25 protein-coding genes are annotated in these 17,606 nt (G+C 63.0%); 10 read left to right on the top strand and 15 right to left on the bottom strand.

Translation table 11 applies throughout. From position 1 onward, the window contains the following. Positions 1-60 precede the first annotated feature (60 nt). From BGI01S_RS14390 to BGI01S_RS14380, 3 genes are all read left to right on the top strand, one after another. The gene (locus tag BGI01S_RS14390; protein WP_042326431.1) at positions 61-1,020 is read left to right on the top strand and encodes an MBL fold metallo-hydrolase; all 960 of its coding nucleotides are present in this window, start codon (positions 61-63) and stop codon (positions 1,018-1,020) included. Positions 1,021-1,066: 46 nt separating this feature from the next. After that, entirely contained in the window at positions 1,067-2,785 is a 1,719-nt protein-coding gene (locus tag BGI01S_RS14385; RefSeq protein WP_042326430.1) for an FAD-dependent oxidoreductase, read from the top strand. Positions 2,786-2,849: 64 nt separating this feature from the next. Then, a complete protein-coding gene (locus BGI01S_RS14380; protein WP_042326429.1) occupies positions 2,850-3,086 on the top strand; it encodes a DUF2783 domain-containing protein in 237 nt (78 codons plus the stop codon). A 24-nt stretch (positions 3,087-3,110) separates the two neighbouring features. Here the strand turns inward: BGI01S_RS14380 and BGI01S_RS14375 are convergent, their stop codons facing one another. The 3 genes from BGI01S_RS14375 to BGI01S_RS14365 all read right to left on the bottom strand — a co-directional run bounded on the left by BGI01S_RS14375 (position 3,111) and on the right by BGI01S_RS14365 (position 5,291). Then, positions 3,111-3,950 (bottom strand): 4'-phosphopantetheinyl transferase family protein, encoded by an 840-nt coding sequence (locus BGI01S_RS14375; RefSeq protein WP_042326428.1) that lies wholly within the window; start codon positions 3,948-3,950, stop codon positions 3,111-3,113. Between the two features lie 12 nt (positions 3,951-3,962). After that, complete coding sequence (locus tag BGI01S_RS14370) at positions 3,963-4,442, bottom strand: hypothetical protein (protein WP_042326427.1); 480 nt, start codon at positions 4,440-4,442, stop codon at positions 3,963-3,965. A gap of 189 nt (positions 4,443-4,631) precedes the next feature. Further along, positions 4,632-5,291 (bottom strand): nitroreductase family protein, encoded by a 660-nt coding sequence (locus BGI01S_RS14365; RefSeq protein WP_084585383.1) that lies wholly within the window; start codon positions 5,289-5,291, stop codon positions 4,632-4,634. A 318-nt stretch (positions 5,292-5,609) separates the two neighbouring features. Here BGI01S_RS14365 and BGI01S_RS14360 point away from each other — a divergent pair, with 318 nt between their 5' ends. After that, the gene (locus BGI01S_RS14360; RefSeq protein ID WP_042326426.1) at positions 5,610-6,845 is read left to right on the top strand and encodes a YbfB/YjiJ family MFS transporter; all 1,236 of its coding nucleotides are present in this window, start codon (positions 5,610-5,612) and stop codon (positions 6,843-6,845) included. A 61-nt stretch (positions 6,846-6,906) separates the two neighbouring features. Here BGI01S_RS14360 and BGI01S_RS29580 read toward each other — a convergent pair whose 3' ends face one another. Beyond that, positions 6,907-7,161 (bottom strand): hypothetical protein, encoded by a 255-nt coding sequence (locus BGI01S_RS29580; RefSeq protein ID WP_232624424.1) that lies wholly within the window; start codon positions 7,159-7,161, stop codon positions 6,907-6,909. Between the two features lie 268 nt (positions 7,162-7,429). Between BGI01S_RS29580 and BGI01S_RS14355 the strand changes: the two genes are divergently transcribed. The 3 genes from BGI01S_RS14355 (at position 7,430) to BGI01S_RS14345 (ending at position 9,517) form a co-directional block, all read left to right on the top strand. Continuing rightward, the gene (locus BGI01S_RS14355) at positions 7,430-7,744 is read left to right on the top strand and encodes a DUF4148 domain-containing protein (RefSeq protein WP_042326823.1); all 315 of its coding nucleotides are present in this window, start codon (positions 7,430-7,432) and stop codon (positions 7,742-7,744) included. A 160-nt stretch (positions 7,745-7,904) separates the two neighbouring features. Beyond that, entirely contained in the window at positions 7,905-8,948 is a 1,044-nt protein-coding gene (locus tag BGI01S_RS14350; protein WP_042326425.1) for an alpha/beta fold hydrolase, read from the top strand. A 59-nt stretch (positions 8,949-9,007) separates the two neighbouring features. Then, positions 9,008-9,517: a cytochrome P460 family protein gene (locus BGI01S_RS14345; protein WP_042326424.1), complete on the top strand. Its 510-nt coding sequence runs from the start codon at positions 9,008-9,010 to the stop codon at positions 9,515-9,517. Between the two features lie 80 nt (positions 9,518-9,597). On the opposite strand, the gene BGI01S_RS14340 is transcribed toward BGI01S_RS14345, so the two are convergent. From BGI01S_RS14340 to BGI01S_RS14310, 7 genes are all read right to left on the bottom strand, one after another. Next, positions 9,598-10,047, bottom strand: coding sequence for an MEKHLA domain-containing protein (locus tag BGI01S_RS14340; protein WP_042326423.1), 450 nt, complete (start codon positions 10,045-10,047; stop codon positions 9,598-9,600). A 270-nt stretch (positions 10,048-10,317) separates the two neighbouring features. Further along, a complete protein-coding gene (locus tag BGI01S_RS14335; RefSeq protein WP_042326422.1) occupies positions 10,318-10,734 on the bottom strand; it encodes an organic hydroperoxide resistance protein in 417 nt (138 codons plus the stop codon). Positions 10,735-10,759: 25 nt separating this feature from the next. Continuing rightward, on the bottom strand, positions 10,760-11,047 hold the full coding sequence (locus BGI01S_RS14330) for a hypothetical protein (RefSeq protein WP_042326421.1): 288 nt from the start codon (positions 11,045-11,047) through the stop codon (positions 10,760-10,762). 51 nt (positions 11,048-11,098) lie between these two features. After that, positions 11,099-11,335 carry a DUF4148 domain-containing protein gene (locus BGI01S_RS14325; RefSeq protein ID WP_042326420.1) on the bottom strand — a complete coding sequence of 79 codons (237 nt, stop codon included), beginning with the start codon at positions 11,333-11,335 and terminating at the stop codon, positions 11,099-11,101. Positions 11,336-11,683: 348 nt separating this feature from the next. After that, positions 11,684-12,217 carry a thioredoxin family protein gene (locus BGI01S_RS14320; protein WP_042326419.1) on the bottom strand — a complete coding sequence of 178 codons (534 nt, stop codon included), beginning with the start codon at positions 12,215-12,217 and terminating at the stop codon, positions 11,684-11,686. Between the two features lies 1 nt (position 12,218). Beyond that, positions 12,219-12,935 carry a cytochrome c biogenesis CcdA family protein gene (locus BGI01S_RS14315; RefSeq protein ID WP_042326418.1) on the bottom strand — a complete coding sequence of 239 codons (717 nt, stop codon included), beginning with the start codon at positions 12,933-12,935 and terminating at the stop codon, positions 12,219-12,221. Positions 12,936-13,078: 143 nt separating this feature from the next. Continuing rightward, complete coding sequence (locus tag BGI01S_RS14310) at positions 13,079-13,426, bottom strand: hypothetical protein (protein ID WP_167335649.1); 348 nt, start codon at positions 13,424-13,426, stop codon at positions 13,079-13,081. A gap of 343 nt (positions 13,427-13,769) precedes the next feature. Here BGI01S_RS14310 and BGI01S_RS14305 point away from each other — a divergent pair, with 343 nt between their 5' ends. Together BGI01S_RS14305 and BGI01S_RS14300 are read left to right on the top strand one after the other, a co-directional pair. Beyond that, positions 13,770-14,108, top strand: coding sequence for a DUF4148 domain-containing protein (locus tag BGI01S_RS14305; protein ID WP_042326416.1), 339 nt, complete (start codon positions 13,770-13,772; stop codon positions 14,106-14,108). 91 nt (positions 14,109-14,199) lie between these two features. Continuing rightward, on the top strand, positions 14,200-14,979 hold the full coding sequence (locus BGI01S_RS14300) for an alpha/beta fold hydrolase (RefSeq protein ID WP_042326415.1): 780 nt from the start codon (positions 14,200-14,202) through the stop codon (positions 14,977-14,979). 62 nt (positions 14,980-15,041) lie between these two features. Here the strand turns inward: BGI01S_RS14300 and BGI01S_RS14295 are convergent, their stop codons facing one another. Both BGI01S_RS14295 and BGI01S_RS31065 read right to left on the bottom strand, forming a co-directional pair. Continuing rightward, positions 15,042-15,515 (bottom strand): Lrp/AsnC family transcriptional regulator, encoded by a 474-nt coding sequence (locus tag BGI01S_RS14295; RefSeq protein WP_042326414.1) that lies wholly within the window; start codon positions 15,513-15,515, stop codon positions 15,042-15,044. A gap of 292 nt (positions 15,516-15,807) precedes the next feature. After that, positions 15,808-15,933 (bottom strand): hypothetical protein, encoded by a 126-nt coding sequence (locus BGI01S_RS31065; RefSeq protein WP_255219745.1) that lies wholly within the window; start codon positions 15,931-15,933, stop codon positions 15,808-15,810. On the opposite strand from BGI01S_RS31065, the gene BGI01S_RS14290 reads away from it, so the two are divergent. Continuing rightward, positions 15,909-16,529 carry a LysE family translocator gene (locus BGI01S_RS14290; RefSeq protein WP_042326413.1) on the top strand — a complete coding sequence of 207 codons (621 nt, stop codon included), beginning with the start codon at positions 15,909-15,911 and terminating at the stop codon, positions 16,527-16,529. The genes BGI01S_RS31065 and BGI01S_RS14290 overlap by 25 nt on opposite strands. Before the next feature lie 48 nt (positions 16,530-16,577). Here the strand turns inward: BGI01S_RS14290 and BGI01S_RS14285 are convergent, their stop codons facing one another. Together BGI01S_RS14285 and BGI01S_RS30185 are read right to left on the bottom strand one after the other, a co-directional pair. Beyond that, a complete protein-coding gene (locus BGI01S_RS14285) occupies positions 16,578-16,961 on the bottom strand; it encodes a hypothetical protein (protein ID WP_042326412.1) in 384 nt (127 codons plus the stop codon). Between the two features lie 255 nt (positions 16,962-17,216). Beyond that, complete coding sequence (locus tag BGI01S_RS30185; RefSeq protein WP_198488136.1) at positions 17,217-17,474, bottom strand: hypothetical protein; 258 nt, start codon at positions 17,472-17,474, stop codon at positions 17,217-17,219. Between the last annotated feature and the right edge of the window lie 132 nt (positions 17,475-17,606).

The following is a 17,606-nucleotide window of genomic DNA, read 5'->3' as shown; positions in this document are numbered from 1 at the left end:
CCACGCTTGAGTGCGCGGCCGGCCGTCTCGCCTCACGTCCAACTTTTGAGGGAGACAAGCATGGCAAAGGCATTCGCATCCCAGGCCGACCTGGAAGTCAAGACGGTCACGTGGACCAAGCTGTCCGACAACGCCTACGCGTACACCGCCGAGGGCGATCCCAACTCGGGCGTGATCATCGGCGACGACGGCGTGTTGATCGTCGACACCACCGCGACGCCGGCCATGGCGCAAGACCTCATCGCAAAGATTCGCAGCGTCACCGACAAGCCGATCAAATACGTCGTGCTGTCGCATTACCACGCGGTGCGCGTGCTCGGCGCGTCAGCGTATTTCGACGAGGGTGCGCAGCAGGTGATCGCGAGCCGCGGCACGTACGAGATGATCGTCGAGCGCGGCGAGGCAGACATGAAGTCGGAGATCGAACGCTTTCCGCGTCTGTTCGCCGGCGTCGAAACGGTGCCGGGCCTCACGTGGCCGACGCTCGTGTTCGACAAGGAAATCACGCTGTTCCTCGGCAAGCTCGAAGTGCGCATCGCGCATCTCGGCGCGGGCCACACGAAGGGCGACACGGTCGTGTGGCTGCCGTCGCAGAAGGTGCTGTTCTCCGGCGATCTGGTCGAGTACGACGCGGCCTGCTATTGCGGCGACGCGCAACTCGAACAATGGCCGGCCACGCTCGAAGCATTGCGCGCGCTGAAAGCCGAGAAGCTCGTGCCGGGCCGCGGCCCCGCGTTGACCACGCCGGACGACGTGAACAAGGGCCTCGATTACACGAAAGACTTCGTAACCACGCTGCTGCAGCAGGGCCGCGAAGCCGTCGCGCAGAAGCTCGATCTGAAGGCCGCGATGGCGCTCACGCGCCAGGCGATGGACCCGAAGTTCGGCCACGTGTTCATCTACGAGCATTGCCTGCCGTTCGACGTGTCGCGCGCTTTCGACGAAGCGAGCGGCATCACGCATCCGCGCATCTGGACCGCGCAACGCGACAAGGAAATGTGGGACGCGCTGCAAGCCTGACAATAAAAAGCACAGCGATGCAGAGCGAAGAGGACGGAGACACGAGATGAGCATCAACTACCAGACGCTGTCGTTCGATTACCGGCCGTGCGCTGAACAGAGCGGACCTGACGTGGCGGAGCAGGCGGTCCATCCGGTGATCGTGGTCGGCGCGGGGCCGGTGGGCCTCGCCACCGCGATCGATCTCGCGCAGCAGGATGTGCCGGTCGTGCTGGTCGACGACGATTGTTCGTTATCCACAGGATCGCGGGCGATCTGCTTTTCGAAGCGCTCGCTCGATATCTTCGATCGGCTCGGCTGCGGGCAGCGTATGGTGGACAAGGGCATCAGCTGGAATGTCGGCAAGGTGTTCCTCAAAGACGAACTGGTGTACACATTCAATCTGCAACCGGAAGCGGGTCATCACCGGCCCGCGTTCATCAACTTGCAGCAGTACTATGTCGAAGGCTTCCTGCTCGAACGCGCGCAGCAGATGCCGAACCTGGAGATTCGCTGGAAGAGCAAGGTGGTCGGCGTGCAGCAGCACGGCACGCCAGGCACGTCGGGCGCATGTGAGGCCGGCGTGACGCTGACGGTCGAAACACCCGATGGGCAGTATCCGTTGCGCGGCCGTTATGTGGTTGCCGCCGACGGGTCGCGCAGTCCGATGCGCAAGCTGATGGGACTCGACAGCAAGGGCGTGACATTCAAGGATCGCTTCCTGATCGCCGACGTGAAGATGGAAGCGGACTTTCCGACCGAGCGCTGGTTCTGGTTCGATCCGCCGTTTCATCCGAACCAGTCGGTGCTGTTGCATCGTCAGCCGGACAACGTGTGGCGGATTGATTTCCAACTGGGATGGGACGCCGATCCCGTGCTGGAAAGAACGCCGGAGCGGGTGATTCCGCGCGTGCGCGCATTGCTCGGACCGGACGCGAAGTTCGAACTGGAATGGGTCAGCGTCTACACATTTTCGTGTTCGCGAATGGAGCGCTTCCGGCACGGCAACGTGCTATTCGCTGGCGACTCCGCGCATGGCGTGTCGCCGTTCGGCGCGCGCGGCGCGAATAGCGGTGTGCAGGACGCGGAGAACCTCGCGTGGAAGCTCGCGATGGTGCTCGACGGCCGGGCATCACACGTGTTGCTCGACACCTATGCGAGCGAGCGCGAATTTGCCGCCGACGAAAACATCCGCAACTCGACCCGCTCCACCGATTTCATCACGCCGAAGAGTCCCGTGAGCCGCGTGTTTCGCGATGCGGTGCTGAAGCTGTCGCGACAACATCCGTTTGCGCGTCAGTTGGCCAATAGCGGGCGGCTGTCGGTGCCGGCGGTGTTGCGCGACTCCCCGCTGAATACGGCGGACCGCGAGCGCTTCGACGGCGCGATGGTGCCGGGCGCGTCGTGTGTCGATGCGCCGGTGCAGTTGGCCGGGCAATCCGCGTGGCTGTTGCAGCAACTCGGCCAGCAATTCACCGGCGTGTTGTTCTGCGACGAGCAGGGTGTCAATCCGGCGATGCGGGCGGCGTTGGAGGCCCTGCGGGCAGGGCCGATTCCGTTGAAGCTCGTCGTGGTGGCGCGTGGCAATGTGCAGGTCGCGGCAGTCGACGACATGCGCGTGGTTCACGATACCGAAGGCCTCGCGCGCCAGCGCTACGACGCGACGCACGGCACCTTCTATCTGGTTCGTCCCGACCAGCATGTGTGCGCGCGTTGGCGGCAACTCGATGCGGGCGCCGTCGGGCAGGCGCTCAAGCGCGCGTTGTGCGTCGAAGGCACGGCCTGAAGACAGGCTCCGGCGCGAAGTAGCACGCACACGGCGCAGCAGCAAAAAATAGCAGGAGACAGACATGGCCCTAAACACGCAACCGAATCTCGCTCGCCCAGACGATTTCTACGAGGCGCTAATCGACATGCACCGCGATCTCGATGACGCGCAGAGCCAATCGGCCAATGCGCAATTGATCCTGCTGCTCGCCAATCACATCGGCGATCACGCGACGCTGATCGAAGCGCTGCGGCATGCGCGCGAAGGTGTCGCCGATGCGCCGGCGCGCAGTGCGGGTGCGCATTCACTGGCCGCTTGAAACTGCGTTGGATTGACGGAAGCGCTAAGCGTCCAATCCACCCAGCGCCAAACCTTTCGGCCATCCAAACGTGTGCACCACCGTAAGCGGCTGCGCGAGCGCGACCGCCGCGCGAATCTTGCCGCTCATCGGCAGATCGAGCATATGCCAGTAGCCGTGATCCGCGAGATCGAAAGCACAATTCGCCGGGCCAGCCGACAACAGCTCGCCGTCGATATCCACCGGCGCATAACGCAACGCGTTGCACAGGCTGCGGTAGCGGACGTGGCGGCGCGATTTCTCCGCCGTCTCGTCAGGCGCGGCGCCGGGCGACGGTACGACCACGCTCAGGCCCAGCGTCGCCGACGCAATTCCGATCACGATCCAGATGCCGCCGTACGCGATATCGATCGTGATGCCGCGACCGTCGCGAGGATGCCGCGCGCGCAGTTTCTCGTTGCCATCGTCTTGCAGATCGACGCCGCGCGGCTCGCAGTCGAACAGCTGGCCGACGATCCAGCGCACCACCACGCGCGCGCTGATAAAACGTTTGCGCAACGCAGCGTTCGGATGCAGCCGCGCGCGTTCGCGTTCGGACTTCGCGAGCCAGCTATCGCCTTCCTGCACCGGCACCGGCAGCCATTCGCAACGGAATCGCCAGAGATGCAGCTCGCCGGCACGCGGCGCGGTGACGCTGCGCGGATAGTGGCGCGTCAGCGGATGCGACAGGAGGGCGGGCACGGCTGCGTCGACGATCGCATGCGCGACGCCGGCGGGCTGCCGGACGTGTCCGGCGGGCACGTATCCAGCGTCGCGCGAGCCGTCGCTGTCACGCGCCGATGTCGTTGCCGACGCCGGCACGGCCAGATCCAGTTCCAATGACATGGGCTTCGGTCCTCAATGCATGTACGTGACGCGGCGCGCTTGCACGTCGAGTTCCATACCGGCGTCGAGCAGATCGATTGCGAACCAGCGAATCAGTTTCAGCACGCCGCTCACGGCAGGCGCGGGCAGCCATTCGCTCAACATGCGCAGCGCCGCGCCGCTATGGGTTTTCTGTAGGAGTGCGATAGTTTGCAGAATCACCGCTTCGTCCTTGCCGAGATCGCTGGCGCAGCGGCAACGCATGTCGAGCGGTCGATAGGACACGTGCATCAGCGAGCGCATCAGCAGATCGAAATGCTCGATGCCGTCCTGCCGCAAGCCGACGCCGCCCAGGATGTCGCGCCAGTTGACGCCGCCGCGCGCGCTCTCGCAGGCGGGCCGCAGCCATGTGCGAACGGCGCTCAGCACCGTGCGCTCGGGGGCGTCGGTGGTGTCGGGCTGATGATCGTCGATCAGTTCGGGACGGCTGCTGTATTGAGAGCGGAAGTTCATCGATGCTCCTGAATGGACACGGTCCAAAGAGTCGCGCCGGCCGGATGGGACGGTTGCCGCGTCACAGGCCAGCGCATGTCGCGTGCGACGGATCGGCGATGACGCAAGCCTGCGTCGGATCGGATGTCTGGCGGCGTGCGCAAGGATCGGCGTACTCGTATTGCCGATGCAGGCGGCCGCGCGTTTCACTCAGGCCGGCTGCGGCGGCCGCCATTCACGCACGTGCTGGTTGCGCGACGGACGCGCTGGAGCCTGCCCCGGCGTTTTCGGTGTGCCGACGAACAGGAAGCCGAGCATTCGCTCGTTCGGCGCGAAGCCGAGCGCGTCGTGCAGGTACGCTTCGTAGCAGTCCGGTCCGGTGGACCAGAAACCGCCATAACCGAGCGCGTGGATTGCATTCAGCATGTTCATCGCCGCCGCGCCCGCGGCGAGCAACTGCTCGACCTCGGGCACTTTCGGATGCGCCGTGAGCGCCGCGCCGAGCGCGATCACCAGCGGCGCGGCAAACGCCTTCTGCCGACGATGCGCGTGCGCGGAGCGCGGCTCGTCAGGCGCACGGGCGCAGGCGAGATCGACCAGCAGGTCGCCGAGACGACCGCGCGCGTCGCCGCGAATCGTCACGAATCGCCAGGGCCGCAGATTGCCGTGATCGGGCGCGCGCAACGCTGCGTCGACGATCAGCTCGAGTTCGGTATCGAGCGGTCCAGGTTCGGTCAGAGGCCAGTGGGATTGGCGCGACAGCAGCACGTCGAGGGCGGCGGCCGCAGCGGGCGTTGCCGTCCTCGACGTCGGATGAGCGGTTTTGGTATCGGTTTTAGTATCGGCGAGGCTCAGGTCTAGCATCGTCATGATTTCTTGTTCGGCTGATGGCATGGGGTGAATCATGGGCCAAATTTCGCCTAAATGCAAATCATTCGCATTTAGGCGAAGCAGAGCCCGGACAGACTTTTTGCAGCGGGCCAGCCGCCGCGACGGTCTGCCCGCCGCGCCCGGCTTCATAAGGACGAGTAGCAAACATAAGCAGCTTGAAGCCGCGCGCTCCGGTTCCAGAAAAAAAGGCAACTAACTGTCAGCCGCGCCAAGCGCCCCCAGATATGATGGCGAAGTGCCGCAACGAGCCTCATCGCCGAAACTGTCTTGCAGGATTTTGCCCACTCACGCCCGCCAATGCCGCCGACCTCACTCGACACCGCCCCGAACCCCACCTCCACCGAAGCCGCGCAACGCGTGCCCACCTTGATGCTCGCCGCAGCGCTGTCGCTAGGCAGCGCAATCGCGCTGGGGCTCGCGCGCTTTGCGTACGCGCTGCTCTTGCCGTCGATGAAGCTCGACCTCGGCTGGAGCTTCGCTCAAGCGGGCGCGATGAACACCGCCAATGCGCTCGGCTACCTGCTCGGCGCGCTGGCCTTCCCGCGACTCGCGCGCCGTTGGTCGGCCGGTGCGCTGTTCGGCGGCGGTTGCGCGGCCACCGCACTGTTAATGGCCGGCAGCGGTTTGCTCGCCGACACGAACTCGTTGCTCGCGTTGCGCGTGATCACCGGCGCGAGCAGCGCGGCGATCTTCATTAGCGGCGGCGTGCTGGCGGCGCGGCTCGCATCGGCGAGGCCGCACGACGCCGGGCTTGTCCTCGGCCTGTACTACGGCGGCACGGGATGGGGCATCGTGGCGTCGTCGGTGCTCGTGCCGTTGACCATCTTCGACGTTGCGCACGGCTGGCAATTCGCGTGGTTCGCGCTGGCGGCCGCGTGCGTCGTGTTCGCCGCGGTGGCGATCGGCGCGGCGCGCAAAATCGAAAGCGTGCATGCGAGTGCTGGATCGGCCGCACGCACGAGCGGCGCAACCGACGCGCCGCGCTGGCCGCGTTTCAGCGCTGCGTTGACGGGCTACGGTCTGTTCGGCGTCGGCTATATCGGCTACATGACGTTCATCGTCGCGCTGCTGCGCAATGCGGGCATGAGCGCGGCAGTCGTGACGGGTTTCTATCTGCTGCTGGGCGTCGCGACCGTGGTGTCGGCGCGCGTGTGGTCCGGGTTGCTCGATCGCATGCGCGGCGGTCAGGCGCTCGCAGTGCTCAACGCGCTGCTCGCGGTGGCGACGTTGCTGCCCGCGTTGTTCACGCAACCGTGGGTGGCGTTCGTGTCCGGGGTGCTGTTCGGCGCGACGTTTTTGTCGGCGGTCGCGTCGACCACGGCGTTCGTGCGCCACAATCTGCCCGCGAGTCACTGGGCCAAGGGCATTAGCGCGTTCACGATCGTGTTCGCGTTCGGGCAGATCGTTGGGCCGATGGTGATCGGCTGGGTATCGGATGGAGCGGGGCTTGCGCGCGGGTTGGTTTATTCCGCGTTGCTGCTGGCGGCCGGCGCGGTGTTGGCTGCTTGCCAGAAGCCGTTGCGCGATGGTTGAGCTCCTTGCCCGACATGCAAGGCATCGCTCACCGCGACACGACCGGCACAAGGACTACTGATTAGAGACAGTCGCTATTTTTCAGCGATTGCAAATATGTCTTGCCCATGCGCCGGTCGCGCAGCAACGCGTCGATGATCCCGAAGCAGCCGGCGACGCGCACGTTGGGGCCGACGGGAAGCAGCGCGCCGGCCTGACGCACCTTCTCATAGAGCGGATAAGGATCGGCGAAAAAGGCGGCAGAACAGAAGTCTGTGAAGACTATTATACAGTGATGTTCCGGCAAGCCGAATGACGGCGCTGCCTGGTGAGTCACTCATGACACCTGGCACACCATTTATTCGACTGTACGCGCGGCTCAAGCGCGGAGAAACCCCGTGCCACCGGCGGCGCGGGCACTTTTGTATCGCAATGTATCTGCGCGACCGGCTGGTACATAACGTTGCATAGCCGGTCTTTGCCGACACACACCTGATACGTCGGCGCGGTCTAATACTTCCAAGCCAGATGAGCTGGCAAGCAACGGAACGCAAACAGATGCTCGAGATGTTTGCGGCAATCAAATTCTCTTTCAGGTGAACATCATGAAACTCATTCAATCGCTCGTCGTCGCCGCTGTCGTCGCCGTCCCGGCATTGTCGTTCGCTCAGTCGAATCAGCCGCTGACGCGCGCCGAAGTCCGCGCGCAATTGGTCGAACTGCAAAGCGTCGGCTACAACCCCGCCAGCGATTCAACGCAATATCCGAAGAACATCGAAGTGGCCCAAGCGCGCCTGAATGCGCAGACGAGCCTGTCGGTGTCGTCGTACGGCGCTTCGACCGCCGGTACTTCGGCAGCCGGATCGCGTGCTGTGCAAACGGAGGTTATCGGCCTCGGTCCGGTTTACGCCAAACCATAAGTGATCAGCCGGCAGGGCGCGGATTTGCCCGCGCTCTGCCGTATCGAACTACATTGCGGCCACGGCCGCAATGCGCAATGCGGGCTTTCATTATTCAAGCCAGCTTCTCTTTCGTGAGAACCCAGTCATCGCGTGATCAAGAATACGGAGAACAACCACCATGTCGGAACAGATCAATACTCGCCGTCGCCGTTTGCTTGGTACAACCGTTGCCGGTATCAGTTTGCTGGAGTTGGGATTGAGCGGACTCGCGCACGCGCAGTCCAACGAAACGACCGGCGGCGCAAAGGCGGCCACGCGTGTGGCGTCGTTCGATAACCTTCGGCAGATCAACGCGGGCACGCTGAACATCGGCTACGCGGAAGCGGGCCCGAAGCACGGGCCGGTGGTGATTCTGCTGCACGGCTGGCCATACGACATTCACGCGTTCGCCGAAGTCACGCCGCTGCTCACGGCCGCGGGTTATCGCGTGATCGTGCCATATCTGCGCGGTTATGGCTCGACGCGCTTTCTCTCCACGGACACGCCGCGCAACGGTCAGCAGGCGGTGGTGGCGGTCGACATCATCGCGCTGATGGATGCGCTGAAGATCGACAAGGCGGTGCTCGGCGGCTTCGACTGGGGCGCGCGCACCGTGAACATCATCGCCGCGCTGTGGCCGGAGCGCTGCAAGGCGATGGTGTCGGTGAGCGGCTATCTGATCGGCAGTCAGGAAGCGAACCGCGCGCCGCTGCCGCCAAAGGCCGAGCTGACGTGGTGGTATCAGTTCTACTTCGCCACCGAGCGCGGCCAGGCGGGTTACGACGCGAACCGTCACGACTTCAACAAGCTGATCTGGCACACGGCCTCGCCGAAATGGGATTTCGACGACGCGACGTTCGAACGCTCGGCGCAATCGTTCAATAATCCGGACCATGTGGCGGTGGTGATCCACAACTACCGCTGGCGTCTGGGACTGGTGCAGGGCGAGCCGCAATACGACCAACTGGAAAAGCGCCTCGCGATGGCGCCGACTATTTCCGTGCCGACCATCACGCTCGAAGGCGACGCGAACGGCGCGGCGCATCCCGATCCGGCCGCGTACGCGAAGAAGTTCACGGGCAGGTATCAGCACCGGAACCTGACGGGCGGCATCGGGCACAACCTGCCGCAAGAGGCGCCGAAGGCATTCGCCGACGCGATCATCGATGTCGTGCATCTCTAGGCCGTCGTCTTGATGCAATGAGAAGGCCTCACCTATTCCACTGAGTCGAGGACATCTGGATGCGAACGATCTGGACAACCTGTGCGTTAGCTCAAACGGCATTCCTGCTTTTTGCGTTGCCCGGCCCGGCCATCGCGCAAGGCACCCAGGTGGCGCGCTCGCCGATTTATGGCGTGACGATTCCCGAGGGATACCGGAAGTGGGAAGCGATCGCGCCTGCTGAAGAGGGAGCGCCGCTCGACGAACTCCGCCTCGTGCTGGGCAATCCCGCGGCCGTGAAGGCGCTGGAGAACTCGACGTTTCCGTTGCCGGACGGAGCTGTTCTGGTCAAGCTCGCCTACAAGCGGATGCAGACCTCCGAATCCGGAACGGCCACCTTCCCCGGGCAGCCGACGACAGTGCAGGTGATGGTGAAAGACTCTCGCCGTTATGCGTCGACGGGCGGCTGGGGTTTTGGCCGCTTCGTCAACGGACAGCCTGCCGATCTGGCGCAGCATCAAACGTGCTTCGCATGTCACGAAGCCAATGTGAAGAACCGCGATTACGTGTTTACCCGCTTCGTGCCATAACTTTTCCGCGGATTGCAGCGTCGCGATGATCGAACGTGCCGATTATCGCGACGCTGTTTTGCGTGACGCGCGCCGCAACTTCACACACTCGACGTCGTCGGAATGAGTGCCGCCTGGCCATGATAAGCGCCGGCCTCGTCGTGCAATTGCCAGACCACCACGTTATCGATCCAGAAGCGCTTGCCCGACTTCGTCACACGCATGCCGCGATACGCGGCGACAAAACCATCGCGCTCCACCCGATCGAGGAAGGCTTGACGCTCATCGCGATCGGGCGCTTCTGCCGACAGTCGGGAAGGCAGCGCGGTCAGTTCATCCCAATCGTATTCGAACAGCTTCGGCGCGGTCAGGTTGCCGTACACGAAGACCGGCTCTGCGTTCGTGTCGTGCGCGAGCAGACCGAATGGCGCCTGTTCGTAAAGCCAGCGCGGCGCGTCTTCATTGCGCACGTGTTCGGGTACAAGCGGTTTGCCGAGCAGGCGCGAGTAGCTGGTCGACAGCAGTTTGAAAAAGTCGGGATCGATGCGCAAGGTCGTGTCCGTCCCCGCTTTGCGGCGTCCATCGGCGTGTTCTCCTGAAACGGTGAGAGCAGGAAGTGTGGCCTAAGCCGAGGCGAATGTCACTGTGATGGTGGCGCGTGGATAGCGAAGCCGCCACGCTTCCGGCGACGCGATGCACGCGTTTCACATCTTCTTCTTTTCGTCGCGGAACATGCGGCGCAAAAAAACGCTATTGCCCGAGCACATAACCCTTCAGTCATGCGTCGGGCAATAGCACAATGCTTTGCTATGCGTCGGAATTCAGACGACCGTAATCACGACATCGATATTGCCGCGCGTCGCCTTCGAGTACGGACACGTTTGATGCGCCATGTCCGCCAGGCGTTGCGCGACTTCCCGGTCTACGCCCGGCAGGCTGACGTTCAAACGCGCCTGCAGGAAATACGCATCGCCGGTCATGCCGAGATCGACCTCTGCGTCGACGGCGGTATCAGCGGGGAGCGCGACCTTCAATTGCTTCGCCGCGAGTCCCATGGCGCCGATGAAGCATGCGGACCAACCGGCGGCCAGCATCTGTTCCGGATTCGTCCCGGCCGCCGCGCTGCCCGGCGGGGACAGCTTGACGTCCAGGCGCGCGTCGGAACTGCGCGAGGCGCCGTCGCGGCCGCCGGTGGTGTGGGTCTTGCCGGTGTACAGCACTTTTTCGATTCGAGTCATGATCGATATCCTTTACGTGGTTGATTTAGTGATGCGAGTAGGTCGAGAGCGGCGCGTACGAAGCGACGCGAGCGCCCGACTGGGAAGACGTATCGCGCGCGCCGCCATACGACTGCGCCGATGTGTCGGCATTGGCGATTGCCTGCGCCTGTTCGGAGCGAACCGTCAGGGCGCTCTGGCCGCGTTGCGAAGCCGGTGCGCCCGCGAGCGGGTCATAGTGCGGCGCGGGACCGTAGCCGCTAGCGGCAAAAGCGGGCGATACGATCGCGGCGCTCGCGGAGAGGAGTGCGGCGACAACGAGATGCTTGATCATGATGGAGCCTCAAAAGAATAAGTGGAGAGAGACGGCTGTTTGCGAATCGAATCAGCTACCCTGGTAGAGCTTGTTGAGCGCCGCGAGCTGTCCATCCTTCTGCGCGCGCACGAGTTCCTGACGAACATCCCGACGGGTTTTAGCCGTCGTGTTGCCGTGCTCGGGTGTCCACTGGTGCGTTTGCTGGGCGTCGTACGGGGCGGTATTGGCGTCAACCGAAGTGACGGCATAAGCGGAAGCCGTCGTAGCGAATGCGGCGAAGGCCAAAGCGATCATCGATACTTTCATGTCGTTCTCCTGAAACTGGATGGAGTGAAGAGAATCCGTCGGTTTATCTGGGAAGCGCGCCGCATTCGGGTTGAGATCTGCGGTGGGTTTTCATCAGCGTCCGTCGTTGATGTATTAAAACCGGCGGAGGTATCTGGGTTGTGTCGGCAGAGGGGACTATTGCAATGCTGTGTATCAGCTCGATCGACATATACATTGCGATACAAAACGGGGGCGAGTGTTTGTCAATCGACGGTTGCCGTGCGAATGCGTTGGCGCACAAGACGTAAAGGCAGCCGTACAGCGGCAAGGCCGTGGCAATGTCGCGCATCGCCACGGCCCTTCCGGCATGCCACCGAGACGACGGCGTCAATCCTTCTGCGCGAGCAGCGCCTTGATCGCCGCTTCGGTCTGTGCGTAATCGCCTTCGCCGAAATGCGTGTAGACGACCTGCCCCTTCTTGTTGAGCAGATAGAACGCGGGCCAGTACTGATTGTTGTACGCGCTCCACGTCGAGTACTGGTTGTCCTGCGCGACGGGGTAAGTAATGCCAAAGCGTTTGATTGCGGTCTTCACGTTGTCGGTGTTGCGCTCGAACGGATATTCGGGCGTGTGTACGCCCACTACCGTCAGTCCCTGATCCTTGTACTTCTGGTTCCAGCTCTTCACGTACGGCAGCGTGTTGATGCAGTTGATACACGTGTAGGTCCAGAAATCGACCAGCACTACCTTGCCGCGCAATTGCTGAAGCGTGAGCGGATCGCTATTGAGCCACTGGCTGATGCCGGTGAATTCCGGCGCGGTCGGCCCGGTCTGCAACGGCGCGGCGAGAGCGGCGGTGCCGGTGGCGGCCGTGGCGGCGAAAGTGGCGGCAATGGCGAGTGTCTTGAGTTGGGAGAGCATGTCAAAGTCCTTTGAGTAAGGGGAAAAGCGTGGCGATTCGCGCATAGATAAGAACGTCGTATTGCAGATAGATGGCGAGCGCGGTCAGCATCACGAGGACGCCGAATATCTGTTGCAGCAGTTGGGCATGCCGCGCCACGACGCGCACGCGTTGCGTCACGTAATGTCCGCCGTAGATGATCGCGAGCATCGGAATGGCCGCGCCGATCGCGTACAGCGTGAGCAGCAGCGCCGACCATCCGAGGTCCTGCGCCTTGACCACCAGCACCAGGATCGACGCCAGTACCGGTCCTGCGCACGGCGTCCAGACCGCGCCCAGAGACATGCCGAGCACGAAGCCGCCGGCATTGCCGCTGCCGGGTTGCGTGCCCGGCGAAATCGCCGCGCCGACGCGTTCCAGCGGCGCCTGCAATTGCGCAACGAGCCAGTCGTAAGGACGCGGCCACAGCCGCAGAAGGCCCGACAGCGCGAGCAACGCGATGCCGGTATTGCGCAGCACCTGTTGAGCGACATGCACCGTGCTCGACACTGCGCCCAGCAGCATCGCGAAGGACGCGAAAGTCAGAATGAAGCCGGCGACGATGAACAGCGGACGCACGCGGCTCGGCCGCTCGACCGAGGTCCCGAGCAGAATCGGCATCACCGGCAGAATGCACGGCGACGCGATGGTCAGCAGCCCGGCCAGCAACGCGAGCGGCGTTTCGAAAGTACTGTGCATGGTGGACACTCCGTTAGCGACGATGGCTGTATTGGAGCGTCCCTACGTATCTGGCTTATGTCGGCAGGCGCGCGCGGTTGCAATGTTTTGTGTACGGCGACGGTCGGGATACACTGCGACACAAATTGCCGTAGGATGCCGGGCTATAGAGCGGGCGCTGTTAGAGCCGCGGTGCAGCCGCTGCGTGAATCGCTATTCATACGCGCCACGTGCGAATGAAAGCGGTGGCAACGGTTCGAAGGCGCACGCGCCTCGCGTGCATTCAACCTGACGCTAAGGAATCCAATACAATTGGCGCGCTGCTGCCCATTAAGCCGTGCCTCGCTGACGCGTTTGCGTTTGCACTTGCGCGCGCTGTTCACCTGGGCCGTCGAGAACATCGGCATGCGCTCCTGAAACCGTTTGAGCAATTCGAACGGGCCCGGCGCGAGCGGATACGCACGCAGATCGTCGATGCTCGCCGGTCCCTTCCTTCGCGCCAGCATTTCCATGCCGATGTCCAGTTTCGGATATTGGGCATGCGCCGACGCGATCATCAATGCATCGCGCTTGACATGACGCGTCCGCATCATCGGTCACAACCAGCTGCTCGGATTGCCCGAGCGGCTTTTTTGTATCGCAATGTATCTCCATCGTACGCAGACAAACAAGCTTGCATTAACGGGCTCAGCGAAAACATTCCAGATACGTCGGCGGGTTCAGATACCTACACGCAAGGTTGATTCACCAACAGTGCGTGAATCAGGCGGAACAGGACGGCGTGCATGCCGCAACGGCGTCGCGTTCCACCCAACCCTTGAACCTTGCAATGCCTTTGATATCCGGAGAAAACTCATGAAACTCGTTCGATCGCTCATCGTCGCCGCGTTGGTTGCCATCCCCGTCGCATCGTTCGCGCAATCGCAGCAAGCTCCGCTGACCCGTGCGGAAGTTCGCGCGGAACTGGTTCAGCTTCAGAAGGCCGGCTACAACCCGTCGAGCGACAACACGCAGTACCCGCGCAACATCGAGGCCGCGCTGGCGCACGTCCAGGCGGATAACGGTTCGGCCGCCACATCCTACGGCGGCGTCGCGCAAAACAACGTGGCCTCGGGTTCGCGTACGGCAAAGCACCCTGCACCGGCGACCCAGTCGGAAGTCATCGGTCTCGGCTCGATCTACGCGCATTCGTGATCGACTTCACGCTCTGACCGTCCGCGTGTTTTCACCCGGACGGTCGTCCCATCTTCGTTCTATCTTTTCCCATCCTGTCGGGACATAAACAATGATCACGTTTCTGAAGAAGTGCCTCGGGTCCGCATTGCTGCTTGGTGGGCTGTTTACGCTGCAGGCGTCGCACGCCGCGCCGCCGCAGGATCTCAAGGGCAAGAACGTCGTGCTCGTGCATGGCGCGTTCGCCGACGGCTCCAGTTGGGACAAGGTGATTCCGCTGCTCGAAGCACGCGGGCTTCATGTGGTGGCGGTGCAGAATCCACTGAGTTCGCTCGCCGACGATGTATCGGCGACAAAACGCGTGATCGATCAGCAGGACGGGCCTGTCATTCTGGTCGGTCATTCGTGGGGCGGTGTCGTGGTCAGCGAGGCGGGCAACGACGATAAGGTTAAAAGTCTCGTCTACGTGGCGGCTTTCGCGCCCGACAGCGGCCAGTCCATCGCCGACATGACGAAGGGCGCGCCGCCGCCGGTCTGGGCGAGCGAGTTGCGCAAGGACGCCGCCGGCTATCTGACGCTGTCGACGAAAGCGGTGCTCGAAGATTTCGCGCAGGACTTGCCGTTGCCGGAAAAACGGCAGATCGCGGCGACGCAGGGGCCGTGGGCGTCCGGTTGCCTCGACGAGAAGGTGACGAAGGCCGCGTGGCACGACAAACCGTCGTACTTCGTGATTGCCGGCAAGGACCGGATGATCGACCCGAACCTGCAGCAGACGATGGCCAAAGCCATCGACGCGAAAGTGACGCGCGTGAACGCGAGTCACGTTGCGATGGTGAGCCAGCCCAAGGCTGTGGCCGAGGCAATCATCGCGGCGTCGCGCGCCGTGCAGTAACGCCGCCGGGAACGATGGACCGGCCCGAGCCAGGCGGGTCGATCACCGCGCTCATCGCCCCATCAGATCGCAATCGACGGAATGCTCTTCATGCAGCGCAGCGCGAACATCGACCGGCTGTGACGAATGCCGGCGATCTTGTAGAGCTTCTCGCGCAGGAACCGTTCGTAACCCGCGGTGCCGTCGACCGCCACCTTCACGAGATAGTCGTAATCGCCGGACACCAGGTATGCTTCGAGCACTTCGGACAGCGTGGCCAGCTCGGCGCCGAAGCGCGCGAGCGCGTCGTCGTCGTGACGGTCGAGCGTGACTTCGAGAAGCACGACATCCGCGAAGCCGAGCTTCTGCTGATCGAGCAGCGCGACATAGCCGCGAATATAGCCTTCGGTTTCCAGCTGCCGCGTGCGATTCCAGCACGCGGTAGTCGACATGCCGACCAGGTCGGCGAGTTCGGCGTTGCTCAGCCGGGCGTTCTTCTGCAACTCGCGCATGATCTTGCGATCCTGGTTGTCGAGCGGACGGTTTCGGGCAGTCATCGAAGGGATCGGAAGTTTGTTCTTGGAAAAGAGATTTTAAAGGAATATCGTCCCGCTGCGGGCCGGCGGTGCGATGCGTTTAAGAAGCCTATCCAGCCTGCCTCCGGGTATATTTTCAGCGTGCATTCATGCCCGGGACAACCGTCCGGGCCGCGGGCTTCGCGCCTCGCGGTTCTGCGCGGCCACAAGCCGCGAACCGGTGTCTCGCCGTCTTCACAGGAAGGCGGCACGCGGGCGAATTCCGGCGTTACCCGCGCCGGAAGACGCGCTCGCCGGGCATGGACGCATGTTCCTAACCGATGCTTGCCCGCATGATCGTCCGCGTTGCCGGGTCCTGGACCCGCACGCGCAGCGACCCGATGCGCTGGCCATGCAGCAACCCCATGCCCGCCGATGTCGATCCAGCTGTACGTTTCATTTCTTCTTGCTTCGCTAGTCCTTGTTTATTCCCCCGGTCCGGTCAACGTGCTGACGATGAGCCAGGCGCTCAGCGCCGGCTGGCGTGCCGCGTTGCCATGCGTGTGGGGCGGCACCTGCGCTGTGCTGTTGCAACTGGCGTTCACCGCGCTCTGCCTGAACTCGCTGCTGCTGATCGACGAGCACGCGTTGATCGCGCTGCGTTGGGGCGGCGCGGTCTATCTGGTTTATCTCGGCGGCAAGCAATGGCGCAGCGGCACGCTTGCGACGCCCGACGGCAGTGCCCGGCAACGCGGCATGTTCTGGCGCGGCTTCGCCACCTCGGGACTCAATCCGAAAACGTTGCTGTTCTTCCCGTCGTTTTTCCCGCAGTTCATCAGCACGCCTTCGAACGAGGCGCACTGGTCCGCGAATCAGCAGTATCTGTTGCTGGCGGCTACGTTCGCGCTGGTGTTTGCGTTGGGCGTCGCGTCGACGGCGGTTTTCTCGCACCGTTTGCGCAGCGTGTTGCAACGGCCAAAGCGGCTGCGCGCGGTGAACCGGTTGATGGGTAGTTTGCTGGTCGGCATGGGCGCGGTGATGGCGGCGGTACGCTGAGGCGAGCCGGCGCCTGCCGCCGCCGTTGTGCGCAAGAGCGCGGCTTGCTCAGCCGGGTTTGGTCGGTGTTTTGATCCGGCTCTGCACGGCGATGTGGCGATACGCGTTGCGGCAAAATTGCATGCTTTGTTGTGGCGTATGCGAGTTATGCGAGCCGTCGACGGCGGCCGTGACGTGCACCGTTTCCTCGACTGGTTGCGGCTCAGGATTGACGAGCGCGGCGTCGACAGCGAACGGATCGGTCAACGCCGCGCGCATGATGCCGACGCCCTTGATCGTCACCGTCAGGCAAGGGTCGCGCACGCGCGGTGCGTGGCTGGCGGCGAAATCGAAGTTGATGAGCAGCGTCCAGAGACCCTCGTGAATAGCCTGATCGATGATGATGGCCTTCACCACATCCTGATGCGACAGTGTGTATTCATCGTGTGCCATGGGTCCCTCCTCGCTCGTGCGTGATCGTGAGCACGTGTGTGCAGATATGGCATTTCGCGGACTGGTGTATTTAGTTTTAACCGCTATTTTCTGCAGTGCAAGGAAGAAAAGGCGTGGCCCGACGCGTCGCCGTGCAGGCCCGCGTAGACGAGCGAAAGGCGACGCCCCAGCAGCGGGCGTCGCCTTTCGCGCAGCCATCGACCGGCCGCATTGCAACACGACGGTCGTTAGCTCAACCGTGTATGTCGCAAAGGGTTAATGGAAAATCAGGTACAGAATGACCAGCACGATCACCGGAACGCCAAGTAGCCAGCCGAGTAGGTAAGGCATGATGTGATCTCCTTTCGTATCGAGGTTGAGTACGATGATGACCGAGCATCCGGCGTGCCTGCCCTGTTCGCCATGGCTTGCAACGAAGGTTAATCGCGGTTCGCCGGGCAGGCGCGCCGCACAAAAGTCTCGTTCCGCATGGGGCTGAAGCGCCGCCACAGCGCGACTCGCGGGCTGGCGCATTGCGTTGCCCACCAACGCTGACGATTCGGGTCCACGTCTTATCGCAGGTGGGTCGGTCGCACGGTAAGCGGGTAGCGCGGTGTGCAATTCACGCAAGACGTCCGCGTAGTTGTTTCGATCGGGCGGCCTTCG

This window comes from Paraburkholderia ginsengisoli NBRC 100965 (assembly GCF_000739735.1).
GTDB lineage: Bacteria > Pseudomonadota > Gammaproteobacteria > Burkholderiales > Burkholderiaceae > Paraburkholderia > Paraburkholderia ginsengisoli.
This window is presented reverse-complemented; position numbering and strand designations above follow the sequence as displayed.